Source organism: Microbacterium sp. KSW4-4, from assembly GCF_023091185.1.
Lineage (GTDB): Bacteria > Actinomycetota > Actinomycetes > Actinomycetales > Microbacteriaceae > Microbacterium > Microbacterium paraoxydans.
Genome location: NZ_JAHWXJ010000001.1, coordinates 595,182 through 614,241, shown reverse-complemented (window position 1 = coordinate 614,241; position 19,060 = coordinate 595,182). Strand labels below are relative to the sequence as shown.

The window sequence follows — 19,060 nt, the reverse complement described above, 5'->3', positions numbered from 1 at the left end:
AAGGCGCGAGCGGTCTAGGCTATTCCCGATGACCAAGAACCTCGTCGATCTGCTCTGGCGGCACAGCCCTGTGGCTCCCGCGACGCCACAGCGAGGACCGAAGGCGCGTCATTCGACGGATGACGTGGTCGACCGCGCTGTCGCGTTGGCTGACGTCGATGGCCTCGCGGGGGTGACCATCCGGTCTCTCGCGCAGAGCCTCGACCTGACGCCGATGTCGATCTACACCCACGTCAACAGCCGCGCCGACCTGCTCGTCCTGATGGCGGACGCGATGAATGCCAGGATGCTCGTCGCGCCTGTGCAGGCATCCGAGTGGCGCGCGGCGGTCCGGGCAGTCGCCGAGGACAACTTGCGCCTCTTCCGGGACCACCCGTGGCTCATCGACATCCACGATCCGCGGGTCGCGCTCGGCCCGGGCACCATCGCCAAGTACGACCGGGAACTCCACGCCTTCGACGGCCTCGGTCTCGGCGCCGTGGAGCGCGACGCGGCGTTGAGTTTCGTGTTGGACTTCACCCTCTCCGCGGCGGCGCGCATGCGCGAGCAGCAGGGTGCGGAGTCGTTCGCCGCCTCATGGGCGGAGGCGGCACCCCGGCTGGCGACCTACCTGGGTGACGATCTGCCGCTCGCCCGGTCGGTGGGCCAGGCTGCCGGGGAATCCATGGGTGCGCCCTACGACGCCCGGACGGCGTGGGAGTTCGGCCTCGCGCGCGTGATCGACGGGCTCGCCGCCACCTGACTCTTTTTCGAATCGCGCGATTGGTCGTATTTGGCCGCCGTATGGAGCCAATCGCGCGATTCGAATTCAGTCCTGGGGCTTCACGATCGGGATGGCACCGGTCTCCGCGGCGACCTTGCGGCGGTAGAGACGGCGCTGCTCCGGCAGCGAGACGTCGAACGTCACGGCGAGGATCCGGATCACGGCGGTCACGACGATGCCGATGACGGCCGCGAGGGGGATGGGCATCCCGACGGCGTTCGCGACGACGATGAACGTGCAGCCGGCGGCCGCAGCCACGGCATACAGGGAGCCGACGTGCATGATCGCCGTCGGCAGGCCCATCAGCATGTCGCGGAGCACGCTCCCGCCGACCGCGGCGCAGACCCCGATGAAGACCGCGGGAACCTCGGGGATGCCGAAGGCGAGGGCCTTGCTCGTCCCGAAGGCGCCGAACATCCCGATCACGACGGCGTCCAGCACCACGATCGCCGTGTTGAGCCGCGTGAAGAGTCCGGCCAGTAGCATGCCGAGCAAGGCCGCACCCGCTGCGGTGACCAGATACCACTGGTTCTGCAGGGTGGCCGGTGTCTGTCCGAGCAGGATGTCGCGGATGAGACCGCCGCCCATGCCGATCATGATCCCGATGATCGCGACGCCCAGCCAGTCGAGCCGGCGCTGGCCCTGGAATCCGGCGGCGAACATCGCGCCCTGCACTCCGCCGAGACCGACGCCGAGGAGGTCCGCCCACAGCGGAATGGTGAAGAGCGGTTCGGTCACGCGTCCATTGTCGCGCACGGAGGATAATCGAAGGGTGCCCACCTACCGAGACGAAGCGGTGATCCTGCGCACCCACAAGCTGGGGGAGGCGGATCGCATCGTCACGATGCTGTCGCGGCGGCACGGCAAAGTGCGCGCGGTCGCCAAGGGCGTGCGTCGCACCTCGTCGAAGTTCGGCTCCCGCCTCGAGCCGTTCATGGTCGCCGACGTGCAGCTCTACGAAGGCCGCTCGCTCGACATCGTGCAGCAGGCCGAGTCGCTCGGGGCCTACGGCACGGACATCGCCGCGCACTACGACCGGTTCACCGCCGCGAACGCCATGGTCGAGACGGCGGATCGGCTCAGCGACGCCGAGGCCACCCCGGAGCAGTACCTCCTGCTCGTCGGCGGGCTGCGGGCGCTGTCCCGCGGCGAGCATGCTCCGCGCAGCATCCTCGATTCGTATCTGCTGCGCGTGATGTCCCTCTCGGGATGGGCGCCGTCCCTCGAGGACTGCGCGCGCTGCGGGGCTCCGGGGCCGCACTCCGTCTTCGTCGCGCAGTTGGGCGGACTCGTGTGCCACGCCGACGCGCCCGCCGGCAGCCCCCGGATCGCCGAGAAGACCTTGACGCTGCTGCGTGCCCTGATCCGCGGCGACTGGGACCTCATCGACGCGGCCCCGCACGCAGACACCGCCGCCGCCTCGGGTCTCGTCGCGGCGTACGCCCAGTGGCACCTGGAGCGGGGCATCCGCTCGCTCGCGCACGTGTCGTCCACCCCCGGAGAAGGAGCACGGTGAGCCCGAAGCCCTACACGCACAAGGACGCCGTGCCGTATCGGCCGATCGACTGGACCGGCGTGTACCCGCCCGCGTTCCCGGCCGTCCCGGAGCACGTCGCCATCGTCATGGACGGCAACGGTCGCTGGGCGAACCGCCGGGGCCTCAACCGCATCGAGGGGCACAAGGCCGGGGAGGAGGTGCTGCTCGACGTCGTCGCGGGCGCGATCCAGGCCGGCGTGAAGCACCTCTCCGTCTATGCGTTCTCCACCGAGAACTGGGCCCGTTCCCCCGAGGAGGTCCGCTTCCTCATGGGGTACAACCGCGATGTCCTGCACCGCCGCCGCGATCAGCTCAACGAGTGGGGTGTGCGCGTGCGGTGGGCGGGGCGCAAGCCGCGCCTGTGGGGGAGCGTCATCAAGGAGCTGCAGTACGCCGAGGAGCTCACCCGCGACAACGACGTGCTCACCCTCACCATGTGCGTCAACTACGGCGGTCGGGTCGAACTCGTCGACGCGATGCGGGCCATCGCGGCCGATGTCGCGGCCGGGCGGGTGAAACCGAACGCGATCAGCGAGAAGACGATCCGTCGTCACCTCTACGTCCCGGACATGCCGGACGTGGACCTCTTCCTGCGCAGCTCGGGGGAGCAGCGCACCTCCAACTTCCTGCTGTGGCAGTCGGCCTACGCCGAGATGGTGTTCCTGGACACCCTGTGGCCGGACTTCTCCCGCGAGGAGCTCTGGCGCGCGATCGGGGTCTACCTCTCCCGGGACCGACGTTTCGGCGGCGCCGTGGACACCCCGACCTCGGCCTGAGCTCGCAGCCAGCGCTCCGTCTCGCGCGGATGCGTCAGACGCACGATCGTGAGGTGGGGGAAGCGCTCCTGCACCGCCGGGAAGCGCTCGGACCATTTGTGCAGCGTCGCCGTCTGCCAGGCCAGGATGCTCTCCTCCGGCGTGGCCCCCAGCATCCGCCAGATCGGCTTCTCGACGTTGCCGTTCCACATCCGGGTGCGCAGGATGCTGCGGCCGAGGGTGCGCCGGAGCAGACGCGACCGCACCACGCGGTACGGGTAGTCGAGCCAGAGCGCGAGCTGCGCCCTCGGGGTCAGGATCTCGTCGGTGCCCTTGCTCGTGTACTGCCACTCGGTCACCCACCGCTCCTCCGCGGCCAAGGCGCGCACGTCGTCGAGGAACTCCGCCCGCGGGGTCCAGTCCGGGCCGTGGAACAGGCCGTCGATCTCCACGTGACGGAGGTCCCAGAGGGCGGCGAGCCGTCGGGACAGAGTCGTCTTCCCCGACCCGGTGACGCCCGCGACGAGCACCCGTGCGGGCCGGAAGGGGAGGGGATCGTCGGCGGAGAGCATCCGAGGATTCTACTGACGGAATACGTCGGACGCGCGGACGGTTGACCACGGTGTGACTGAACCCATCGCCATCGACATCTGGTCCGACATCGCCTGCCCCTGGTGCTACATCGGCAAGCGCAACCTCGAGAAGGGTCTGGAAGCGGTCGCGGCCGACGAGGACGCTCCGCAGGTCACGGTCACCTTCCACTCCTTCGAGCTCTCCCCGGACACCCCGGTCGACTTCGACGGCGACGAGATCGACTTCCTCTCCGGGCACAAGGGGATGCCGCGCACGCAGGTCGAGCAGATGCTCGCCAACGTCACGAACGTCGCCGCGAACGCGGGCCTGCAGTACCGGTTCGACCTGCTGCAGCACACGAACACGGTGAAGGCGCACGAGCTGCTGCACTTCGCGAAGGCCGAGGGACGCCAGCACGAGATGGAGGAGCGGCTCATGTCCGCCTACTTCACCGAGGGCAAGCACGTGGGACGCATCGACGACCTCGTCGCCCTCGCCGCCGAGGTCGGTCTCGATGCCGATCGCGCCCGCGCCGCACTCGAGAGCGAGCAGTACCTCGCCGACGTCCGCCAGGACCAGGCGCAGGCTCGCGCCTACGGGATCCAGGGGGTGCCGTTCTTCGTCGTCGACGGTCAGTACGGCATCAGCGGCGCGCAGCCGCCGGCGGCGTTCGAGAACGTGATCCGCGACCTCTGGGCGCAGCGCAGCGCGGCCGTCGAGGCCTGACCCGCACCGACAGACGACGGCGGGGACCCCGGGTCGGGGATCCCCGCCGTTCTGCTGCCCGGCCTCAGAGGCGCTGCTGGCGGGGTCCGAGGGGGAGCGGCTCCATCGGCTGGTCGTTCGCGGTCAGGTCGATGCCGAGGTCCCGGGCGTAGACGACCCTGGTGGAGATGGCGACCTCGTCGCCCGCCTCCTTCAGCTCGAACACCCGGCCCCCGCGCATGCGGTTGCGCTCGGCGCCGGGGAGACCATAGGCGCCGAAACCGGTTCCCGGGGCATAGCCCAGCATGACGCCGTAGTAGTCGCCCGTGTAATCGTTGACGTGGTCGTGCCCGACGAACACGCCCTTCACGTCGCCACGTTCGAGGATCGCGTTGAACATGCCCGAGTTGAACGGTCCGGGGCATTCGTCCTCGTTGCGTTCGCCGACGATGCCGTGGCGGGCCTTGCCGCGCGCGGCGTCGGCCGCCGTACGGGTGTCCACACCGCCCCACCACATGAAGCGGTGCTCCCACAGCGCGATGTGGAGGAACATGAGGCCGGGCACCTTGCGTCCACGGCGCTGCTCCAGGCGCTGCGACTGGTCGCGGTACCAGGCGACCTGGTCCATGCGCAGCCAGTCCCAGGCCGGGTAGCCGGCGAAGTCCTGGCCGTCGATGGCGTCCGGCGCGTAGCGGCCCGAGTCCATCAGCCAGAGCGCGAACGCCTCCCGGTTCTTCTTCGCAGCGGAGCCGATCGTCACGATCGTGTTGCTCGTGCCCGTCACGCCGCGCGTGTTCTCGGCGTTCACGTTGTACTCGTACGAGCGGTAGATCTTCAGCATCCCGGCTTCGTCGACGCCGGACTGTGGCAGCGAGTCCTCGTCGTGGTTGCCGTAGGTGACCGCCCAGGGGATGCGACGGGACTCCATCGGCATGACCACGTTGTTGATGGCCTGCTTCACCGCCAGCCGCGTCTCGCAGCCGCCCGTGATCACGTCGCCGTTGATGACGACGAAGTCCGGCTTCTCCTGGTCGAGCACCTTCTCCATCAGCTCGACGGTGCGGCGGTCGGTCAGCTCGTCGTCCTGCGTGTCGTTGAACTGCACCACCTTGAAGGTGCCGTCGGCACGGAAGCGCAGGTTCCGCGCCTGCCCACCACCCGGCGACGCCGGGGCGATCGTCGCTGCGGCAGGTCCGGTGCCGAGGGGGAGGGCGGTACCGAGCGCACCGAGCGCTCCCGCGGTGAGGACAGTTCGCCGGCTGAGGGGCAGTCGGTCGGGCATGCGTGGTCTCCTTCGTCTTCGGCGCGTGTCGCCGCGGTGAGACTAGGGACGCCACATGTCGACGGGGAGACCGGAAGGTGAACGAGGGCGGCCACGTCGGGCGTCACGGCGCGGTGCGCGCGTGACGCAGAGGTGAACGACGCTCAGCGGGGGAGTGCGGCCTCGATCGCCTCGACGATCTCGGGAGCGTCCGGCTTCTGCTTCGGGCGGAAGCGCAGCACGTCGCCGTCCGGCAGCACGAGGAACTTCTCGAAGTTCCACTCGACGCGGCCGGCCTTGCCCCCCGCATCCGGCGTCTCCTTGAGCGCCTTGTAGAGCTCGGCGGCGTTCTTGCCGTTGACCTTGATCTTGTCGTTCACCGGGAAGGAGACGCCGTACGTCGTGGAGCAGAACTCGAGGATCTCGTCGACAGAACCGGGCTCCTGTCCGAAGAACTGGTTGCAGGGGAAGCCGACCACGGTGAAGCCGCGGTCTCCGAAGCGCCGCTGCAGCTCCTCCAGCTGCTCGTACTGCGGAGTGAGGCCGCACTTGGAGGCCACGTTCACCACGAGCACCACGTCGGCACCCAGATCGTCCAGAGTCTTCTCCTGCCCCTGGGCGTCGGTGAAGGGGATGGAACGGAGTGCGGAATCGGTCATATGCACAGCTTAGGTCGCCGCATCCCCACCGGCTCCGGGTCTGGGAGAATGGACACGCCATGACTCTCGCCACCGCCCCCGCCCGCCCCCTCCGCATCGGCCCGATCGACCTCGACGTGCCGGTCGTCCTCGCGCCGATGGCCGGGATCACGAACACGGCCTTCCGACGCCTGTGCCGGGAGTACGGGGCCGGCCTCTATGTCAGCGAGATGATCACCTCGCGCGCGCTGGTCGAACGCAACGAGACGACCATGCGACTGATCCGGCACCACGAGTCGGAGACACCGCGGTCCATCCAGCTCTACGGCGTCGATCCGAAGACCATCGCCGAGGCCGTCCGCATCATCGTCGCGGAAGACCACGCCGACCACATCGACCTCAACTTCGGCTGCCCGGTCCCGAAGGTGACGCGCAAGGGCGGCGGAGCGGCGCTGCCGTGGAAGTCGAAGCTCTTCGCCGACATCGTCGATCAGGCCGTGAAGGCCGCCGGCGACATCCCGTTGACGGTGAAGATGCGCAAGGGGATCGACCGCGACCACCTCACGTTCCTCGACGCCGGGCGGGCCGCCGAGGACGCTGGAGCCGCCGCCGTGGCGCTGCACGCCAGGACCGCGAGCGAGTTCTACTCCGGTCACGCCGACTGGAGCGCGATCGGCGAGCTCAAGCAGGCCGTGACCAGCATTCCCGTGCTGGGCAACGGCGACATCTGGTCGGCGGACGACGCCGTGCGCATGATGGCGGAGACCGGCTGCGACGGCGTGGTCGTCGGCCGCGGGTGCCTGGGACGACCGTGGCTGTTCGGGCAGCTCGCCCTCGCGTTCGGGGGAGAGGGCAAGACGGTCGATGCGACGCTCGGCTTCGTCGCCGACGCCTTCCGCCGGCACGCGGAGCTGCTCGTCGAGTTCTTCGAGGACGAGGACCGCGGCTGCCGCGACATCCGCAAGCACGTCTCCTGGTACTTCAAGGGCTACCCGGTGGGCGGAGACATCCGCACCGGTCTCGCGACGGCCTCGAGCCTGCAGGAGATCGACGACCTCCTCGGACGGCTCGACCGCGCGGCACCGTATCCGGGTGCGGACGCCGAAGGGCAGCGCGGCCGCGCTGGGCATCCGAAGAAGACCGCCCTTCCGGAGAAGTGGCTGGAGTCGCGCGAGCTCGCCTCGTCGGCCTCGGAGATGATGCGTGGAGCGGAGATCGAGAACAGTGGCGGATGACCCCAGGGCCGGCGCACGCGCCGACGGCTACGACCCGCGCGACGCGGAGCGCTTCATCGCGGAGACCCACCGTTCCGAGCGGGACGACTTCGCCCGCGACCGCGCGCGCGTGCTGCACTCGGCGGCTCTGCGGCGGCTCGCCGCGAAGACGCAGGTGCTCAGCCCCGCCAGCACGGCCGACTTCGCCCGCAACCGTCTGACCCACTCGCTCGAGGTCGCCCAGGTCGGCCGGGAGCTCGCCGCGGCGCTCGGGGTCTCCGCGGACGTGGTGGACACCGCGTGTCTGAGCCATGACCTCGGTCACCCGCCGTTCGGTCACAACGGCGAGCGGGCGCTGAACGAGTGGGCGGCGGCCATCGGCGGCTTCGAGGGCAACGCCCAGTCGCTCCGCATCCTCACCCGGCTCGAGGCGAAGGTGCTCGACGCCGACGGCTCCTCCGTCGGTCTGAACCTCACGCGGGCGAGTCTCGACGCGACCTGCAAGTATCCGTGGACCGTCGACAGCCCCGTCCCCGACCCGGGTGGTCGACTGAAGTTCGGCGTGTACCCGGAGGACGAGGCCGTGTTCCGCTGGATGCGCGACGGAGCACCGGGGCGGCTGCGCTGCATCGAGGCCGAGATCATGGACCTCTCCGACGACATCGCCTACTCGGTGCACGACTTCGAGGACGCGATCGTCAACGGCTACGTCGACGTCGCGCAGCTCGCCGACCCGGCGGCGCACGAGGCCCTGCTCAGCCGGATCCAGCAGTGGGTCGGCTACGACTTCACGCGCGACGAACTCGCCGACGCCCTCTACCGGCTCGCCTCGCAGCCGATGTGGCTCGCGTCCTTCGATCGTTCCCGACAGGATCTCGCCCGGCTCAAGAACCTCACCAGCGACCTCATCGGCCGGTTCGCGCGCGCGGCGGTCGCGGCCACCCGGGAGGCGTTCGGGGGCACGCGCCTGGTCCGCTACAACGCGCACGTGATCGTGCCTCGCGTCGTCGAGGTCGAGATCGCGGTTCTCAAGGGGATCATGGGTCAGGCGATCGTCACGATCGATGCCAGGAAGGGCGTCTACAAGGAGCAGCGCCGAGTGCTGAAGCGCTTGGCCGACGCCCTGTGGTCGACCGACACCCTGTGGTCGGCCGGCGCGGATGTGCTGGAGCCCGCGTTCGCCGCCGACTTCGTCGCCGCCGAGAGCGACGCGGAGCGGGCGCGCGTCGTCGTGGATCAGATCGCGAGCCTGACAGATCAGAGTGCGATCGACTGGCACAACCGCCTGGTCGGGGAGATCGACCCGGCGGAGGTCGGCATCTGGACGCCGCGTCATGCGCGCCCCGGCGCGCGCACGCCTGTCGAGAGGCGGCCCGTCGCAGAAGGCGCCCGCTGATGCCCCGCATCCGGCAGGCCGACGTCGACGAGGTCAAGGCCCGCACCAACATCGCGGACATCGTGGGGGAGCGCGTCGCCCTCAAATCGGCGGGGGTGGGGTCCCTCAAGGGACTGTGCCCGTTCCACGACGAGAAGAGCCCCAGCTTCCACGTGCGTCAGCAGGTCGGCTACTACCACTGCTTCGGCTGCGGGGAGTCGGGCGACGTGTACTCCTTCCTCCGCGCGATGGACCACGTGAGCTTCACGGAGGCGGTCGAGCGGCTCGCGGGCCGCATCGGCTACACCCTGCATTACGAGGACGGAGGGGCGGCGCCGGAGACCAGTGGCCGCAGCCGGCTGTACGCGGCGAACACGGCCGCGGCGGAGTTCTTCCGGTCCCAGCTGCTGTCGCCGGATGCGGAGGCGGCCCGCCGGTTCCTCGGGGAGCGCGGCTTCGACGCCGGGGCGGCGGCGCACTTCGGCGTCGGCTTCGCCCCTCGGGGATGGGACGGCATGCTCAAGGCGCTGACCGCCCAGGGCTTCACGCGCGAGGAGCTGAGCACCGCAGGACTCGTCTCCACGGGACAGCGGGGCGTGTACGACCGCTTCCGCGGCCGCCTCGTCTGGCCGATCCGGGACGTGTCCGGGCAGACGATCGGCTTCGGCGCCCGCAAGCTCTTCGACGACGACCAGGGCCCCAAGTACCTCAACACCCCCGAGACCCCGATCTACAAGAAGGCCCAGGTGCTCTACGGGCTCGACCTCGCCAAGCGCGACATCGCCCGCGGCGACCCGCGCCGGGTCGTCGTCGTCGAGGGCTACACCGATGTGATGGCCTGCCACCTCGCCGGGCTGACGACCGCGGTCGCGACCTGCGGCACCGCGTTCGGCGCCGAGCACATCAAGGTGCTGCGCCGGGTCATGGGCGACGACAACGCGTCCGGGGAGGTGGTGTTCACCTTCGACGGCGACGAGGCGGGGCAGAAGGCCGCCCTGCGGGCGTTCACGGAGGACGACCGGTTCAACGCGCAGACCTTCGTCGCGGTCGCCCCGGACGGCCTCGATCCGTGCGACCTCCGGCTGCAGCGCGGGGACGCGGCGGTGCGCGGCCTCATGGACGCGAAGCAGCCGATGTTCGAGTTCGCCATCGACCGCAAGCTCGCGGGTTTCGACCTCTCCACGGTCGAGGGCCGGGTCGGCGCCCTCCGTGCCGCGGCCCCGATCGTGGCGGAGATCCGCGACCGCCTGCTGCGCCCCGGCTACGAGCGGGTGCTCGCGCGCCGACTCGGCATGGACCCGACCGAGGTGCATGGGGAGGTCGAGCGCGCCGCGCGCGGTGCGCAGGCGGCCGCTCCTCAGGCGCGTCGGGAGACCGGTCCGCGGGTCGATCCCGCCACGGGCGGGCCGGTCGTCGCGGCCGTGACGCTCGCCAGCCTGCCCCGTTCACCCGACGTCGCCGTGGAGCGCGATGCGCTCATGGGAGCCCTGCAGTACGGGCACCAGATCGATGCGGCGCTGCTGACGCGAGCCCTCGCGGAGCCGTTCCGCACGCCCGGCCTCGATGCCGTGCGCGAGGCGGTCGCCGCCGCCCCCGATCGCAGCCGTCCCGGCTGGGTGACGGACGCGGTGAACAGCGTGCGCGAGCCGTACCGCTCGCTCGCGGGCGAGCTGTTGATGACGCCGTTCCCGGCGCGGGACGAGGCCGGCGCGGTGGCGTCGGCGACGGATCTCGCCCGACGGCTGGTGGTGCGGCAGCTCGAGCACGAGAAGCAGGAGCTGCTGGGCGCAGTCCAGCGCGTCCCCGCGGACTCCGACGGCGGACGCGCGCTGCGGGTGCGGCTGCGGGACATCGATGTGGAGCGCCAGCGGTTCTTCGCCGAGTCGTAACCGGACCGGTCCCGGACGAGACGGCAGGATGGAGATATGCCCCGTACGCCCGAATCCTCGAACGCGATCGAGTGCTCCGATCTGGTCATCGACCGGATCGGTCACGGCACGCCCAATCGCGCGGTCGACGGCGTGACGTTCTCGCTCGCCCCCGGCGGGCTCATCTGCGTCGCGGGACCGACCGGCTCGGGCAAGTCGACGCTCGTCGCCGCACTTGCGGGTTCCACGGATCCCTCGGTGCGCGTCGTCGGCGGACGGGCGCAGGTCTGCGGCATCGACATCCGTCGTCCGGGTCGCAAGCATCGCATCCTCACCTACCGCACGGGCTTCGTGCCGCAAGGTGCCGGGGCGGATCTGCCGCCGCAGCTGACGGTCAACGAGGTCATCGCCGAGCCGATCCTCATCCGGGAGAAGCGCGTCAACACCCGGGCGCTCTCCATCCGGGTGGCGACGCTCCTGGATGAGCTCCACCTGCCGCTCGGGACCGCCGCGAAGTTCCCCTATGAGCTCAGCGCGGGCATGCGCCAGCGGGTCGCGATCGCCCGTTCCTTCGTGCTGGAGCCGCGGGTGCTCATCGCCGACGAGATCCTCGCGAACCTCGACCTGGAGGTGCGACCGGTCGTCTTCGACGCCATCACCCGGCGCCGCAAGGAGGAGGGGATGGCGGCTCTCCTCGTCACCAACGACGCGGACTTCATTCGGGAGCTGAACGCCGAGACGCTCATGCTGCGCGGGGGCCACGTCGTCGCGCGGGGCGTCGGCAAGGACCTGCTCTGGGTGCCGAATGCGGAGTCGGATTCCCGCCGCTGAGCGCGACACGCCCGAGGGGCGCGGAAGGCGGCCCGGTGTCACGAACAGCGTCTCGAGTTTGCTAAGCTTGACGAGTTGCCCGCACCGCGGCGCACATTCCTCGGTAGCTCAATTGGCAGAGCAGCCGGCTGTTAACCGGCAGGTTCTTGGTTCGAGTCCAAGCCGGGGAGCCAACGAGAGAAGCCCCCTCCACGGAGGGGGCTTCTTCCGTTCCCGGACCGCTCGGCGGCACGCCCGGACACAGAAAGAGCCCCTCCTCGCGGAGGGGCTCTTCCTGTCGAAGAGGACGGTTCAGCCGACGCCCTCCATAGCGCTCGTCTCGGTGTTGCCGATCCGGGCGATGACGTCAGGGCGACGACGGGCGAGGTAGGCGTACCGGGTAAGCGCGAGGGCGACGGTCACGAGGAACACGTACGGGATCACGTTGTACGGGAAGGCGGGCACGGGCCACACGTTCGCGAAGAAGACGTACGCCATCGTCACGACCGCGACCGTGGCGCACACCTTCACGAGACCGTTCCGCATCTTGGCCCGCTGCGTGTAGACCACGCACGCGATGGCGACGAGGGCGTAGGCGACCATGTAGCCGTAGGTGCCCCAGGTGTTGACCCAGACGAGGATGTCGCCCGTCGCCGCTCCCGCCAGCAGCAGCACGATGTCGACCGTGATCGCCGCGGCGCCGGCGAGGATGAGCACGCGGTGCGGCGTGAGGTGCTGCTCGTGCGTCCGTCCGAAGCGCTCCGCGACGACGCCTTCCTTGCCCATCACGTAGACGATGCGGCCGATCACGTTGAGCGGGGCGACGACGACCGCGAAGAACGACGCCGAGACGCCGAACGTGAGCACGGCCGCGAACCAGCCCGGCATGCCGATGAGGGCGGACATGCTCTCCAGCGGGCTCGCGGCGGTGGCGAGGTCGTCGCCGAGGACCGCGATCTGTGTGTACGCGGCGAAGACGTAGAGCACGCCGACGCCGAGGGCGCTCCACATGATGGCGCGGGGGATCGCCTTGTACGGCTCCTTGGCCTCGCGGCCGAGGGCGTCCGCCGAGGAGAAGCCGACGAAGCCCAGGATGCCCAGCACCATGCCGGACGCGATGCCCTGGAACGACGAGCCGGTCGCGAGGACCTGCGCGGGGTCCCAGGCGGAGGGACCCGCCCACGCGAGCGCCGCGATGAGGAGCACCAGGATGATGCCGACGGAGAGCAGCTCGAGGACGAGCGAGACCCGGGCGGACAGACGGATGCCGCGGATGGTGAACAGCGTCGCCAGGCCACCGAGCAGGATCGCCAGGCCGATGTCCCAGCCAAGCCCCTGGGCGGGCAGGCCCAGCATGCTCAGGAACTGCCCCATGTAGCTGACCGAGCCGCTGAGGGAGGCCGCCGCGATGCCGAAGCAGCCGATCAGCAGGGTGACCCCGGCGAGGAAGGCGCCGAACGGGCCGAGGCCCTTCGACACGTAGGTGTACAGCGAGCCGGCCGAGGCGTGCTTGCGAGCGAACACCACCACGCAGTATCCGACGCACAGGATCACGATGGTGGCCAGTGCGAAGGCGTAGATGGTGCCGTTCCCGGCGCCGAGGAAGATGGCGGCGGCCGTGAAGGCGATGACGGCGCTGGGGGCGATGTTGGCGATGGCCTGGGCGGCGAGCTCGGGTCCGCTCATGACGCCGGTGCGGAGCCCGGCATCCTGCGGGGCGCCGGGCGGGGCGACGACGGTGTCTGACATGGTTCTCCTGGTTTCGGGTTTCAGGGATGGGCCGCGCGCGGCGGTCAGGGGATGAGGAGGGTACGCAGTGCCGAGCCGCCGTCGAGGTCGTCCAGGGCGGCGGCGGCCTCGGAGAGCGGACGGCGACCGGAGATCAACGGATCGATCTTGAGCTGCCCGTCCATGTAGCGGTCCACGAGCGCGGGGACGTCGATCGACGGCCGCACCGAGCCGTAGTTCGAGCCGAGGATGCGCTGGTCGGCCTCGGCGAGGACGAGCGGCTCGAACGAGGCGCGTGCTCCCGTGGGCGGCAGCCCGACGATGACCGCGGCGCCGCCGAGTCCGAGCATCTGGATGGACTGCTCGGTCGTGGAGGTGCGTCCGATCGCGTCGAAGGCGTAGTCGACGCCGTCCGGGATGAGCTCCCGCAGCTGCGCCACGGCGTCGCCCTGGGAGGCGTCGATGCGGTCCGTGGCCCCGAACTGCAGGGCCATCTGCGTCTTCTCCGGCCGCACGTCGATCGCGACGATGCGCTCGGCACCGGCGAGTCGGGCGCCCTGGACGACGTTGAGGCCCACGCCCCCGCAGCCGATCACGGCGACGGTCGATCCGGGTTCCACGGCGGCGGTGTTCAGGACGGCGCCGACACCGGTCGCGACAGCGCAGCCGACCACGGCGATGACGTCGAGGGGCGCGTCGTCGCGGACCTTCACGGCTCCGGATGCGGGGACGACGACCTCCTCCGCGAAGGACGACACACCCAGGTAGTGGTGCAGCTGCTCGCCGTCGCGGCTCAGCCGCGACGTGCCGTCGAAGAGCACGCCGAGGGGAGCGACCACGGTGGCGACCTTCTGGCAGCGGGCCTCGTGACCGGCGCGGCAGTAGCGGCACTCGCCGCACGGCGGCACCCAGCTCAGCACGACGTGGTCGCCGACAGCGAGCGTGGTGACGCCCTCGCCCAGTTCGGTGACGACGCCGGAGCCCTCGTGGCCCATGACCAGGGGAGCGGCGGCGTCCCACTCGCCACGCTTGACGTGCAGGTCGGAGTGGCAGACACCGGCGGCGGCGATGCGTACGCGCACCTCACCGGCGCGGGGCGGAGCGAGGTCGACGTCGACGAACTCGATGGGCGACTGGGGGTCGCGGAAGACAACAGCTTTCATGACATCCTTCGGGAAGTGGGGATGCGCACGATGCTAGGAGAGAGCGGAAGCCCTCGGCATCCGACAGAAGCGTGAACAGAGCGGCTGCTCTTCGACAATCTATATGATCGGAGGGTGGCTCGTGACGTCGCCTCCGTGGCCAGGTATCTCCGGGCGGAACTGCTGCCGGGCGCTGTTCCCGGAGCGCGGCCGGTCAACGCGGTCCTTCCCCTCGACGACTTCGGTCCGCCGGTGGATCCGCTCCACGCGACGCTCGTCGTAGCCGAAGAGGCCGCGCTCCTCGGCGTCGGCGGCGACCGCCGTGCCGCGCTGGGGGAGACCGTGGTGGTCACGAGCGACGACAGCCCCCGTCTTCGCGAAGCCGTGCGGGACGCGGGGTTCACGGCCATCGTCGGCGTCCCCCTGTCACCGCCGCTGGTGGTACCGACGCTGACCTCGCTCCTCGCCGTCGATCAGGCGGCGGAGGCTCGCGCCATCACCTCGGCGATGCGGGTCCTCACGCTGGCGGCGCGGCGCAGCGGCATCACCGGCGTCATCGCGGAGCTGGCGCACCGCATCGACGGGTGGGCGGTGCTCCTGGATCGGCATGGCGAGGTCATCACGACCGCAGGAGCAGGAAGCCTGCACATCGACGATGCGATCGCCGTCGCCGTCGGCCGACCGGTGCGGGTTCGCCATCGCGCCCTGCAGGTGCACCCGGTCGGTCCTGGCCAGGACATCACCGCGCAGCTCGTGACCGCTCCGCGCAACGACAGCTCCGGCCGCGGTCGCGAACTGAGCTCGCAGGCCGCGGCGCTGCTCGATCTCCTGATGCGCACCCGGGACAGCAGCCAGCTGGAGCGCCTCGGCCGCTCGATGATGTTCGAGACCGTCCGCGAGGGAGGGGAGGAGGCCACTCGTCTGCTCCGCCGCTGGGGCGTGCACGAGCGCGTGCTGGTGGGTTTCGCGCTCGCGTCCCGCACCAGCGGTGTCGACGTCGAGCATCTGCTCGGTCTCTGGCTCGACGAGCTCGGCGCCGAGCACGTCTTCACGTCGCAACGGGGAATCGTGCAGGGCGTCGTGCGCGAGGACCATGCCGACCAGATCGCGCATCGCGCCAGGGCGTTCGCCTCGACGCTCTACCTCGGTCTCGGCCGACCGGCGGGTACGGATGCCCTCGCCCGCAGCATCGACGAGGCGCGGCACGCCTGCGAGGCCGCGCGCACCGGCGGCGAACGCGTGGTCCGCTACGAGGCCATTCCGACGGTGTCGTTCGTGCTCGGGGCGCTGGACCCCGATCAGACCACGCGCCTTGCGCGTCTGCTCGACCCGCTGCGCGCAGCCGAGCGGCCGGCCGAGCTCCTCGACACGCTCCGGGTGTTCCTCACGTGCAACGGGGCGTGGAGCGAGAGCGCGGCGCGACTGCGCATCCACCGGCAGACGCTGACGACCCGCGTCCGACGGATCGAGGACCTCACGGGCCTCTCGCTGTCCGATCCGGACGACCGCGTCGCGGCGTGGCTCGCTCTCCGTGCCGCGGACGGCTGAGCCGTGGCACGGACGACGAAGGGCCCCGCCTCGCGGCGGAGCCCGTCGTGAAGGTGCGGTCTGATCAGCGAGCGGCGCCCTTGAGCGATCCCTCGACCTGTCCGGCCGGGTCGATGATGATGCACTGGATCACGCGGTCGTTGGCCTGCTCCCACGAGTCCTTGCTGGGGGTGAGCGTGGTCACGTCCAGGGCGGACTCCTGGTACGAGACGCCGACGAAGGACGTGTACGCGTCGCCGATGCACTCCTCGGACGCGGCGCTGATGGCGTCCTCCGAGTACTCGCCGTCGTCCATCTTGATCTCGTAGAAGACCTCTTCGTCGTGCGGCTCGGAGCACGGCACGACGTTCGCGTCGGTGAGCATCCCGGAGCCGGTCTCGAGCATGCAGTCGCCGAGCTTCACGGAGAACACGTCGATGTTCGCGCTCTCGGTGACCTGACCGGTCTCCTCGTCGCGGTCGGCGTCGGCGCGACCGCCGCCGAGGATGCTGTTGATCGCGCTGCAGCCGGTGAGGGCGAGCGAGACGGCGACAGCCGAACCGGTGAGCACGAGTGCGCGACGGGTGCGCGACTTCATCATGGATTTCCCCTTCAGAGCGTGACGCGGGGCATGCTGAATATCCCCGCCGCGAACACGCTATAGTGCCCGGAGTCTATGACGCAACTTGAAGGATGCTGTGCGTGGGCTGAATGGGATCAGCCCTCGAGGTCATCCACTCCGGGGAGCCAGCTGGCCCCCGGGCGTCCCCAGCCGCGCTTGCGAGCGATCTTCTGCGTCGTCTTCCAGTCGGAGTCCGAGAGGCGGTCGATGTAGAGCACGCCGTCGAGGTGGTCGAACTCGTGCTGCATGATGCGAGCGCGCCAGCCGTCCACGTCCAGCGTGACCGGGCTGCCGTCCAGATCCGTCGCCGTCACCCGCACGCGGTCGGACCGGCGCAGGGGGAACCGCTCGCCCGGGAAGGACAGGCAGCCCTCGGACTCCAGCTCGGGGTCCGGCGCGCCCGGTTCCGTCGGCGTCATCCACAGTTCGGGGTTGATGAGCACACCGCGCCATGGCTGGTCGTCGTCGTCGACGTAGGAGTACGTGTAGATCCGCAGCGGCACCCCCACCTGAGGGGCGGCGAGGCCGACGCCGGGCGCGGCGTCCATGGTCTCGAACATGTCGGCGACGAGGGTGCGGATCTCGTCGGTGATCGCCTCGACGGGGGAGGCGGGGGAGTGCAGGACGGGATCGCCCATGATGCGAATCGGAAGGACAGCCACGTCACAACCCTAGTCCGCGGCACTCTCCGGGTAGGGTCGTACTGTGAGCGCAGGGGTGTGGATGGGGACGGTCGAGGACGTCGGCGACCAGCTGGTCGGCGCGTTCCAGAACCCGGACCTGCTCCTGGGGATCCCGCTGGCTCTCGCCGGTGCCGTGTTCATGTCGCTCGGCGCGCAGTACCAGCACCGGGGCGTGGAGAAGGTCGAGCGGCTCAGCGGCTCCGACGGCGCCGCCGGCCTCAGCTTCGATCAGCTCAAGCGCCTGTTCACCCGCCCGTCCTGGGTGATCGGGACGCTCATGCTGGGCCTCGCGATCGTCTGCCAGCTCGCGGCGCTCGTGAAAGCACCGCTCATCGTGGTGCAGCCGCTCGGCGCCATCGCGCTGGTCATCACGACGCTGCTCAACGCCCGCATCTCCGGTCACGCCCCCACGCGGCAGTCGCTCACCGCGATCATCGCCTGTGTCGGCGGCATCTTCCTCTTCGTGTTCTTCGCCGCGATCTACGCCACGGAGAAGGAGGTCACGGACCGCGAGCTGTTCGTCATCCTCGCGATCCTGCTCGTCGTGATCATCGTGCTCGGGGCGTGCTGGCTCATCCTCCGGCACCGGATGCGCGCGCTGTTCTACATCATCGGCGCCGGCATCCTCTACGGTTTCGTCGCCACCCTCGCGAAGGTCATCATCAAGCGCATCGAGGCCGGCCAGTTCGAATGGATCACCGCGGTCTGCCTGCTCGCGTTGCTCTCGGCGGGTGCCGTCGGCGCGTACTTCGTGCAGACCGCCTACAGCTCCGGTCCGCCGGACCTCGTCATCGCCGGTCTGACGGTTGTCGACCCCATGGTGGCCGTGCTCATCGGCATGCTCGTACTCGGTGAGGCCGCGGCGGCTCCGTGGTGGGTCTTCATCATCTTCGGCGTCGCCGGCAGCATCGCCGTCTGGGGCGTCGTCGGGCTCGCCCGGTTCCACCCGCAGGTCCTCAGCGAGAGCCAGGAGCTCGGCATCACCCGGGGGAGCGATCCCGCCACCCCGCCGGCTGCTCCCGCATCGGGTGCGCCGGAGCAGCCGGACCCGCGTGAGACACGCGGCCCGGACGCTCAGTAGGCCTGGTCGATGAGGTCGGGGGAGACCTCGGATGCCGCGGCCTCGTCGACGAAGAAGACCGTCCGCTTGCGGCCCTTCGCCCCGGCTGCGGGAACGCTCGTGTAGCTGGCGCCGGCGAGAGCGAGGCCGAGCGCCGATGCCTTGTCGGCACCCGTGAGCACGAGCCAGACGCGCTTGGAGGCGTTCAGGACCGGGCGGGTGAGGGTGACCCGCTCGGGCGGGGGCTTGGGGGAGTCCCGCACGGGCAGCGCCGCGGCATCGGTCACGGTGACCTCTTCCCGGTCCGGGAAGAGCGAAGCGATGTGTCCGTCGGGGCCGACGCCGAGGAAGCACACCGCGAACGACGGCCACGGGTGGTCCTCGGTGCCGAAGCGGGCGAGCTCGGCGGCGTACGCGGCGGCGGCCTCATCGAGGTCGAGACCGCTGTCCGCGGCGGCGACCTCGTGCACGTTCTCCGCGGGGACATCGATGTGGTCGAGCAGCGCCTCCCGCGACTGGAGGGCGTTCCGGTCCGCGTCCTCCTGCGGGACGAAGCGCTCGTCACCCCACCAGAAGTGCACGAGGGACCAGTCGATCTCAGCGGACCGCGGGTTGTCCCGGACAGCGCGCAGGACGGCACCGCCCATCGAGCCGCCCGTCAGGGCGACGTGAGCCAGACGGCCGTTGCGTGTCCGCGCGCGGACACGGGTGAGGAAGCGATCGGCGACCCGGAGGGCGAGGGCGGCGGGGGTGGCCTCGACCACGACCCGCTTCTCTGCGGACGATCCCGGCATCGAGG

At 70.3% G+C, this 19,060-nt stretch carries 19 protein-coding genes and 1 tRNA gene; 11 read left to right on the top strand and 9 right to left on the bottom strand.

The genetic code is table 11. The features are described 5' to 3' along the window. Positions 1–28 precede the first annotated feature (28 nt). On the top strand, positions 29–742 hold the full coding sequence (locus KZC57_RS03095; RefSeq protein ID WP_060922178.1) for a TetR/AcrR family transcriptional regulator: 714 nt from the start codon (positions 29–31) through the stop codon (positions 740–742). Positions 743–808: 66 nt separating this feature from the next. On the opposite strand, the gene KZC57_RS03090 is transcribed toward KZC57_RS03095, so the two are convergent. Beyond that, positions 809–1,501: a trimeric intracellular cation channel family protein gene (locus KZC57_RS03090; protein WP_025103677.1), complete on the bottom strand. Its 693-nt coding sequence runs from the start codon at positions 1,499–1,501 to the stop codon at positions 809–811. A 34-nt stretch (positions 1,502–1,535) separates the two neighbouring features. Here KZC57_RS03090 and recO point away from each other — a divergent pair, with 34 nt between their 5' ends. Both recO and KZC57_RS03080 read left to right on the top strand, forming a co-directional pair. Further along, positions 1,536–2,279: a DNA repair protein RecO gene (recO, locus tag KZC57_RS03085; protein ID WP_025103676.1), complete on the top strand. Its 744-nt coding sequence runs from the start codon at positions 1,536–1,538 to the stop codon at positions 2,277–2,279. Next, entirely contained in the window at positions 2,276–3,076 is an 801-nt protein-coding gene (locus tag KZC57_RS03080) for an isoprenyl transferase (RefSeq protein WP_247641015.1), read from the top strand. Before recO ends, KZC57_RS03080 begins: the two co-directional genes overlap by 4 nt. On the opposite strand, the gene KZC57_RS03075 is transcribed toward KZC57_RS03080, so the two are convergent. Then, a complete protein-coding gene (locus KZC57_RS03075; RefSeq protein ID WP_247641014.1) occupies positions 3,019–3,627 on the bottom strand; it encodes an AAA family ATPase in 609 nt (202 codons plus the stop codon). The two genes, KZC57_RS03080 and KZC57_RS03075, sit on opposite strands and share 58 nt — an antisense overlap. A gap of 52 nt (positions 3,628–3,679) precedes the next feature. On the opposite strand from KZC57_RS03075, the gene KZC57_RS03070 reads away from it, so the two are divergent. Then, positions 3,680–4,354 carry a DsbA family protein gene (locus KZC57_RS03070; protein ID WP_060922175.1) on the top strand — a complete coding sequence of 225 codons (675 nt, stop codon included), beginning with the start codon at positions 3,680–3,682 and terminating at the stop codon, positions 4,352–4,354. 64 nt (positions 4,355–4,418) lie between these two features. Here KZC57_RS03070 and KZC57_RS03065 read toward each other — a convergent pair whose 3' ends face one another. Next, a complete protein-coding gene (locus tag KZC57_RS03065) occupies positions 4,419–5,615 on the bottom strand; it encodes a metallophosphoesterase family protein (RefSeq protein ID WP_186326319.1) in 1,197 nt (398 codons plus the stop codon). A 143-nt stretch (positions 5,616–5,758) separates the two neighbouring features. Further along, entirely contained in the window at positions 5,759–6,253 is a 495-nt protein-coding gene (locus KZC57_RS03060) for a glutathione peroxidase (RefSeq protein WP_060922173.1), read from the bottom strand. A gap of 59 nt (positions 6,254–6,312) precedes the next feature. On the opposite strand from KZC57_RS03060, the gene dusB reads away from it, so the two are divergent. The 5 genes from dusB to KZC57_RS03035 all read left to right on the top strand — a co-directional run bounded on the left by dusB (position 6,313) and on the right by KZC57_RS03035 (position 11,693). Next, on the top strand, positions 6,313–7,467 hold the full coding sequence (gene dusB, locus KZC57_RS03055; RefSeq protein ID WP_247641013.1) for a tRNA dihydrouridine synthase DusB: 1,155 nt from the start codon (positions 6,313–6,315) through the stop codon (positions 7,465–7,467). Next, a complete protein-coding gene (locus KZC57_RS03050; protein ID WP_247641012.1) occupies positions 7,457–8,842 on the top strand; it encodes a deoxyguanosinetriphosphate triphosphohydrolase in 1,386 nt (461 codons plus the stop codon). Before dusB ends, KZC57_RS03050 begins: the two co-directional genes overlap by 11 nt. Next, complete coding sequence (dnaG, locus tag KZC57_RS03045) at positions 8,842–10,710, top strand: DNA primase (protein ID WP_105949950.1); 1,869 nt, start codon at positions 8,842–8,844, stop codon at positions 10,708–10,710. Before KZC57_RS03050 ends, dnaG begins: the two co-directional genes overlap by 1 nt. A gap of 36 nt (positions 10,711–10,746) precedes the next feature. After that, a complete protein-coding gene (locus KZC57_RS03040; RefSeq protein ID WP_025103667.1) occupies positions 10,747–11,520 on the top strand; it encodes an ATP-binding cassette domain-containing protein in 774 nt (257 codons plus the stop codon). A 97-nt stretch (positions 11,521–11,617) separates the two neighbouring features. Then, positions 11,618–11,693: transfer RNA gene (locus KZC57_RS03035), tRNA-Asn, on the top strand. Positions 11,694–11,811: 118 nt separating this feature from the next. Here KZC57_RS03035 and KZC57_RS03030 read toward each other — a convergent pair. Then, on the bottom strand, positions 11,812–13,248 hold the full coding sequence (locus tag KZC57_RS03030; protein ID WP_217584295.1) for an APC family permease: 1,437 nt from the start codon (positions 13,246–13,248) through the stop codon (positions 11,812–11,814). A gap of 44 nt (positions 13,249–13,292) precedes the next feature. Continuing rightward, on the bottom strand, positions 13,293–14,390 hold the full coding sequence (locus KZC57_RS03025; RefSeq protein WP_025103665.1) for an alcohol dehydrogenase catalytic domain-containing protein: 1,098 nt from the start codon (positions 14,388–14,390) through the stop codon (positions 13,293–13,295). 114 nt (positions 14,391–14,504) lie between these two features. Here KZC57_RS03025 and KZC57_RS03020 point away from each other — a divergent pair, with 114 nt between their 5' ends. After that, positions 14,505–15,917 (top strand): CdaR family transcriptional regulator, encoded by a 1,413-nt coding sequence (locus tag KZC57_RS03020; RefSeq protein WP_060921906.1) that lies wholly within the window; start codon positions 14,505–14,507, stop codon positions 15,915–15,917. A 64-nt stretch (positions 15,918–15,981) separates the two neighbouring features. On the opposite strand, the gene KZC57_RS03015 is transcribed toward KZC57_RS03020, so the two are convergent. Next, complete coding sequence (locus KZC57_RS03015) at positions 15,982–16,497, bottom strand: septum formation family protein (RefSeq protein ID WP_060921905.1); 516 nt, start codon at positions 16,495–16,497, stop codon at positions 15,982–15,984. A 116-nt stretch (positions 16,498–16,613) separates the two neighbouring features. Further along, the gene (gene def, locus KZC57_RS03010) at positions 16,614–17,180 is read right to left on the bottom strand and encodes a peptide deformylase (RefSeq protein ID WP_105949947.1); all 567 of its coding nucleotides are present in this window, start codon (positions 17,178–17,180) and stop codon (positions 16,614–16,616) included. 61 nt (positions 17,181–17,241) lie between these two features. Between def and KZC57_RS03005 the strand changes: the two genes are divergently transcribed. Further along, positions 17,242–18,282 carry a DMT family transporter gene (locus KZC57_RS03005; RefSeq protein WP_060921904.1) on the top strand — a complete coding sequence of 347 codons (1,041 nt, stop codon included), beginning with the start codon at positions 17,242–17,244 and terminating at the stop codon, positions 18,280–18,282. On the opposite strand, the gene pgl is transcribed toward KZC57_RS03005, so the two are convergent. Then, on the bottom strand, positions 18,276–19,055 hold the full coding sequence (gene pgl, locus KZC57_RS03000) for a 6-phosphogluconolactonase (protein WP_199787644.1): 780 nt from the start codon (positions 19,053–19,055) through the stop codon (positions 18,276–18,278). The two genes, KZC57_RS03005 and pgl, sit on opposite strands and share 7 nt — an antisense overlap. Between the last annotated feature and the right edge of the window lie 5 nt (positions 19,056–19,060).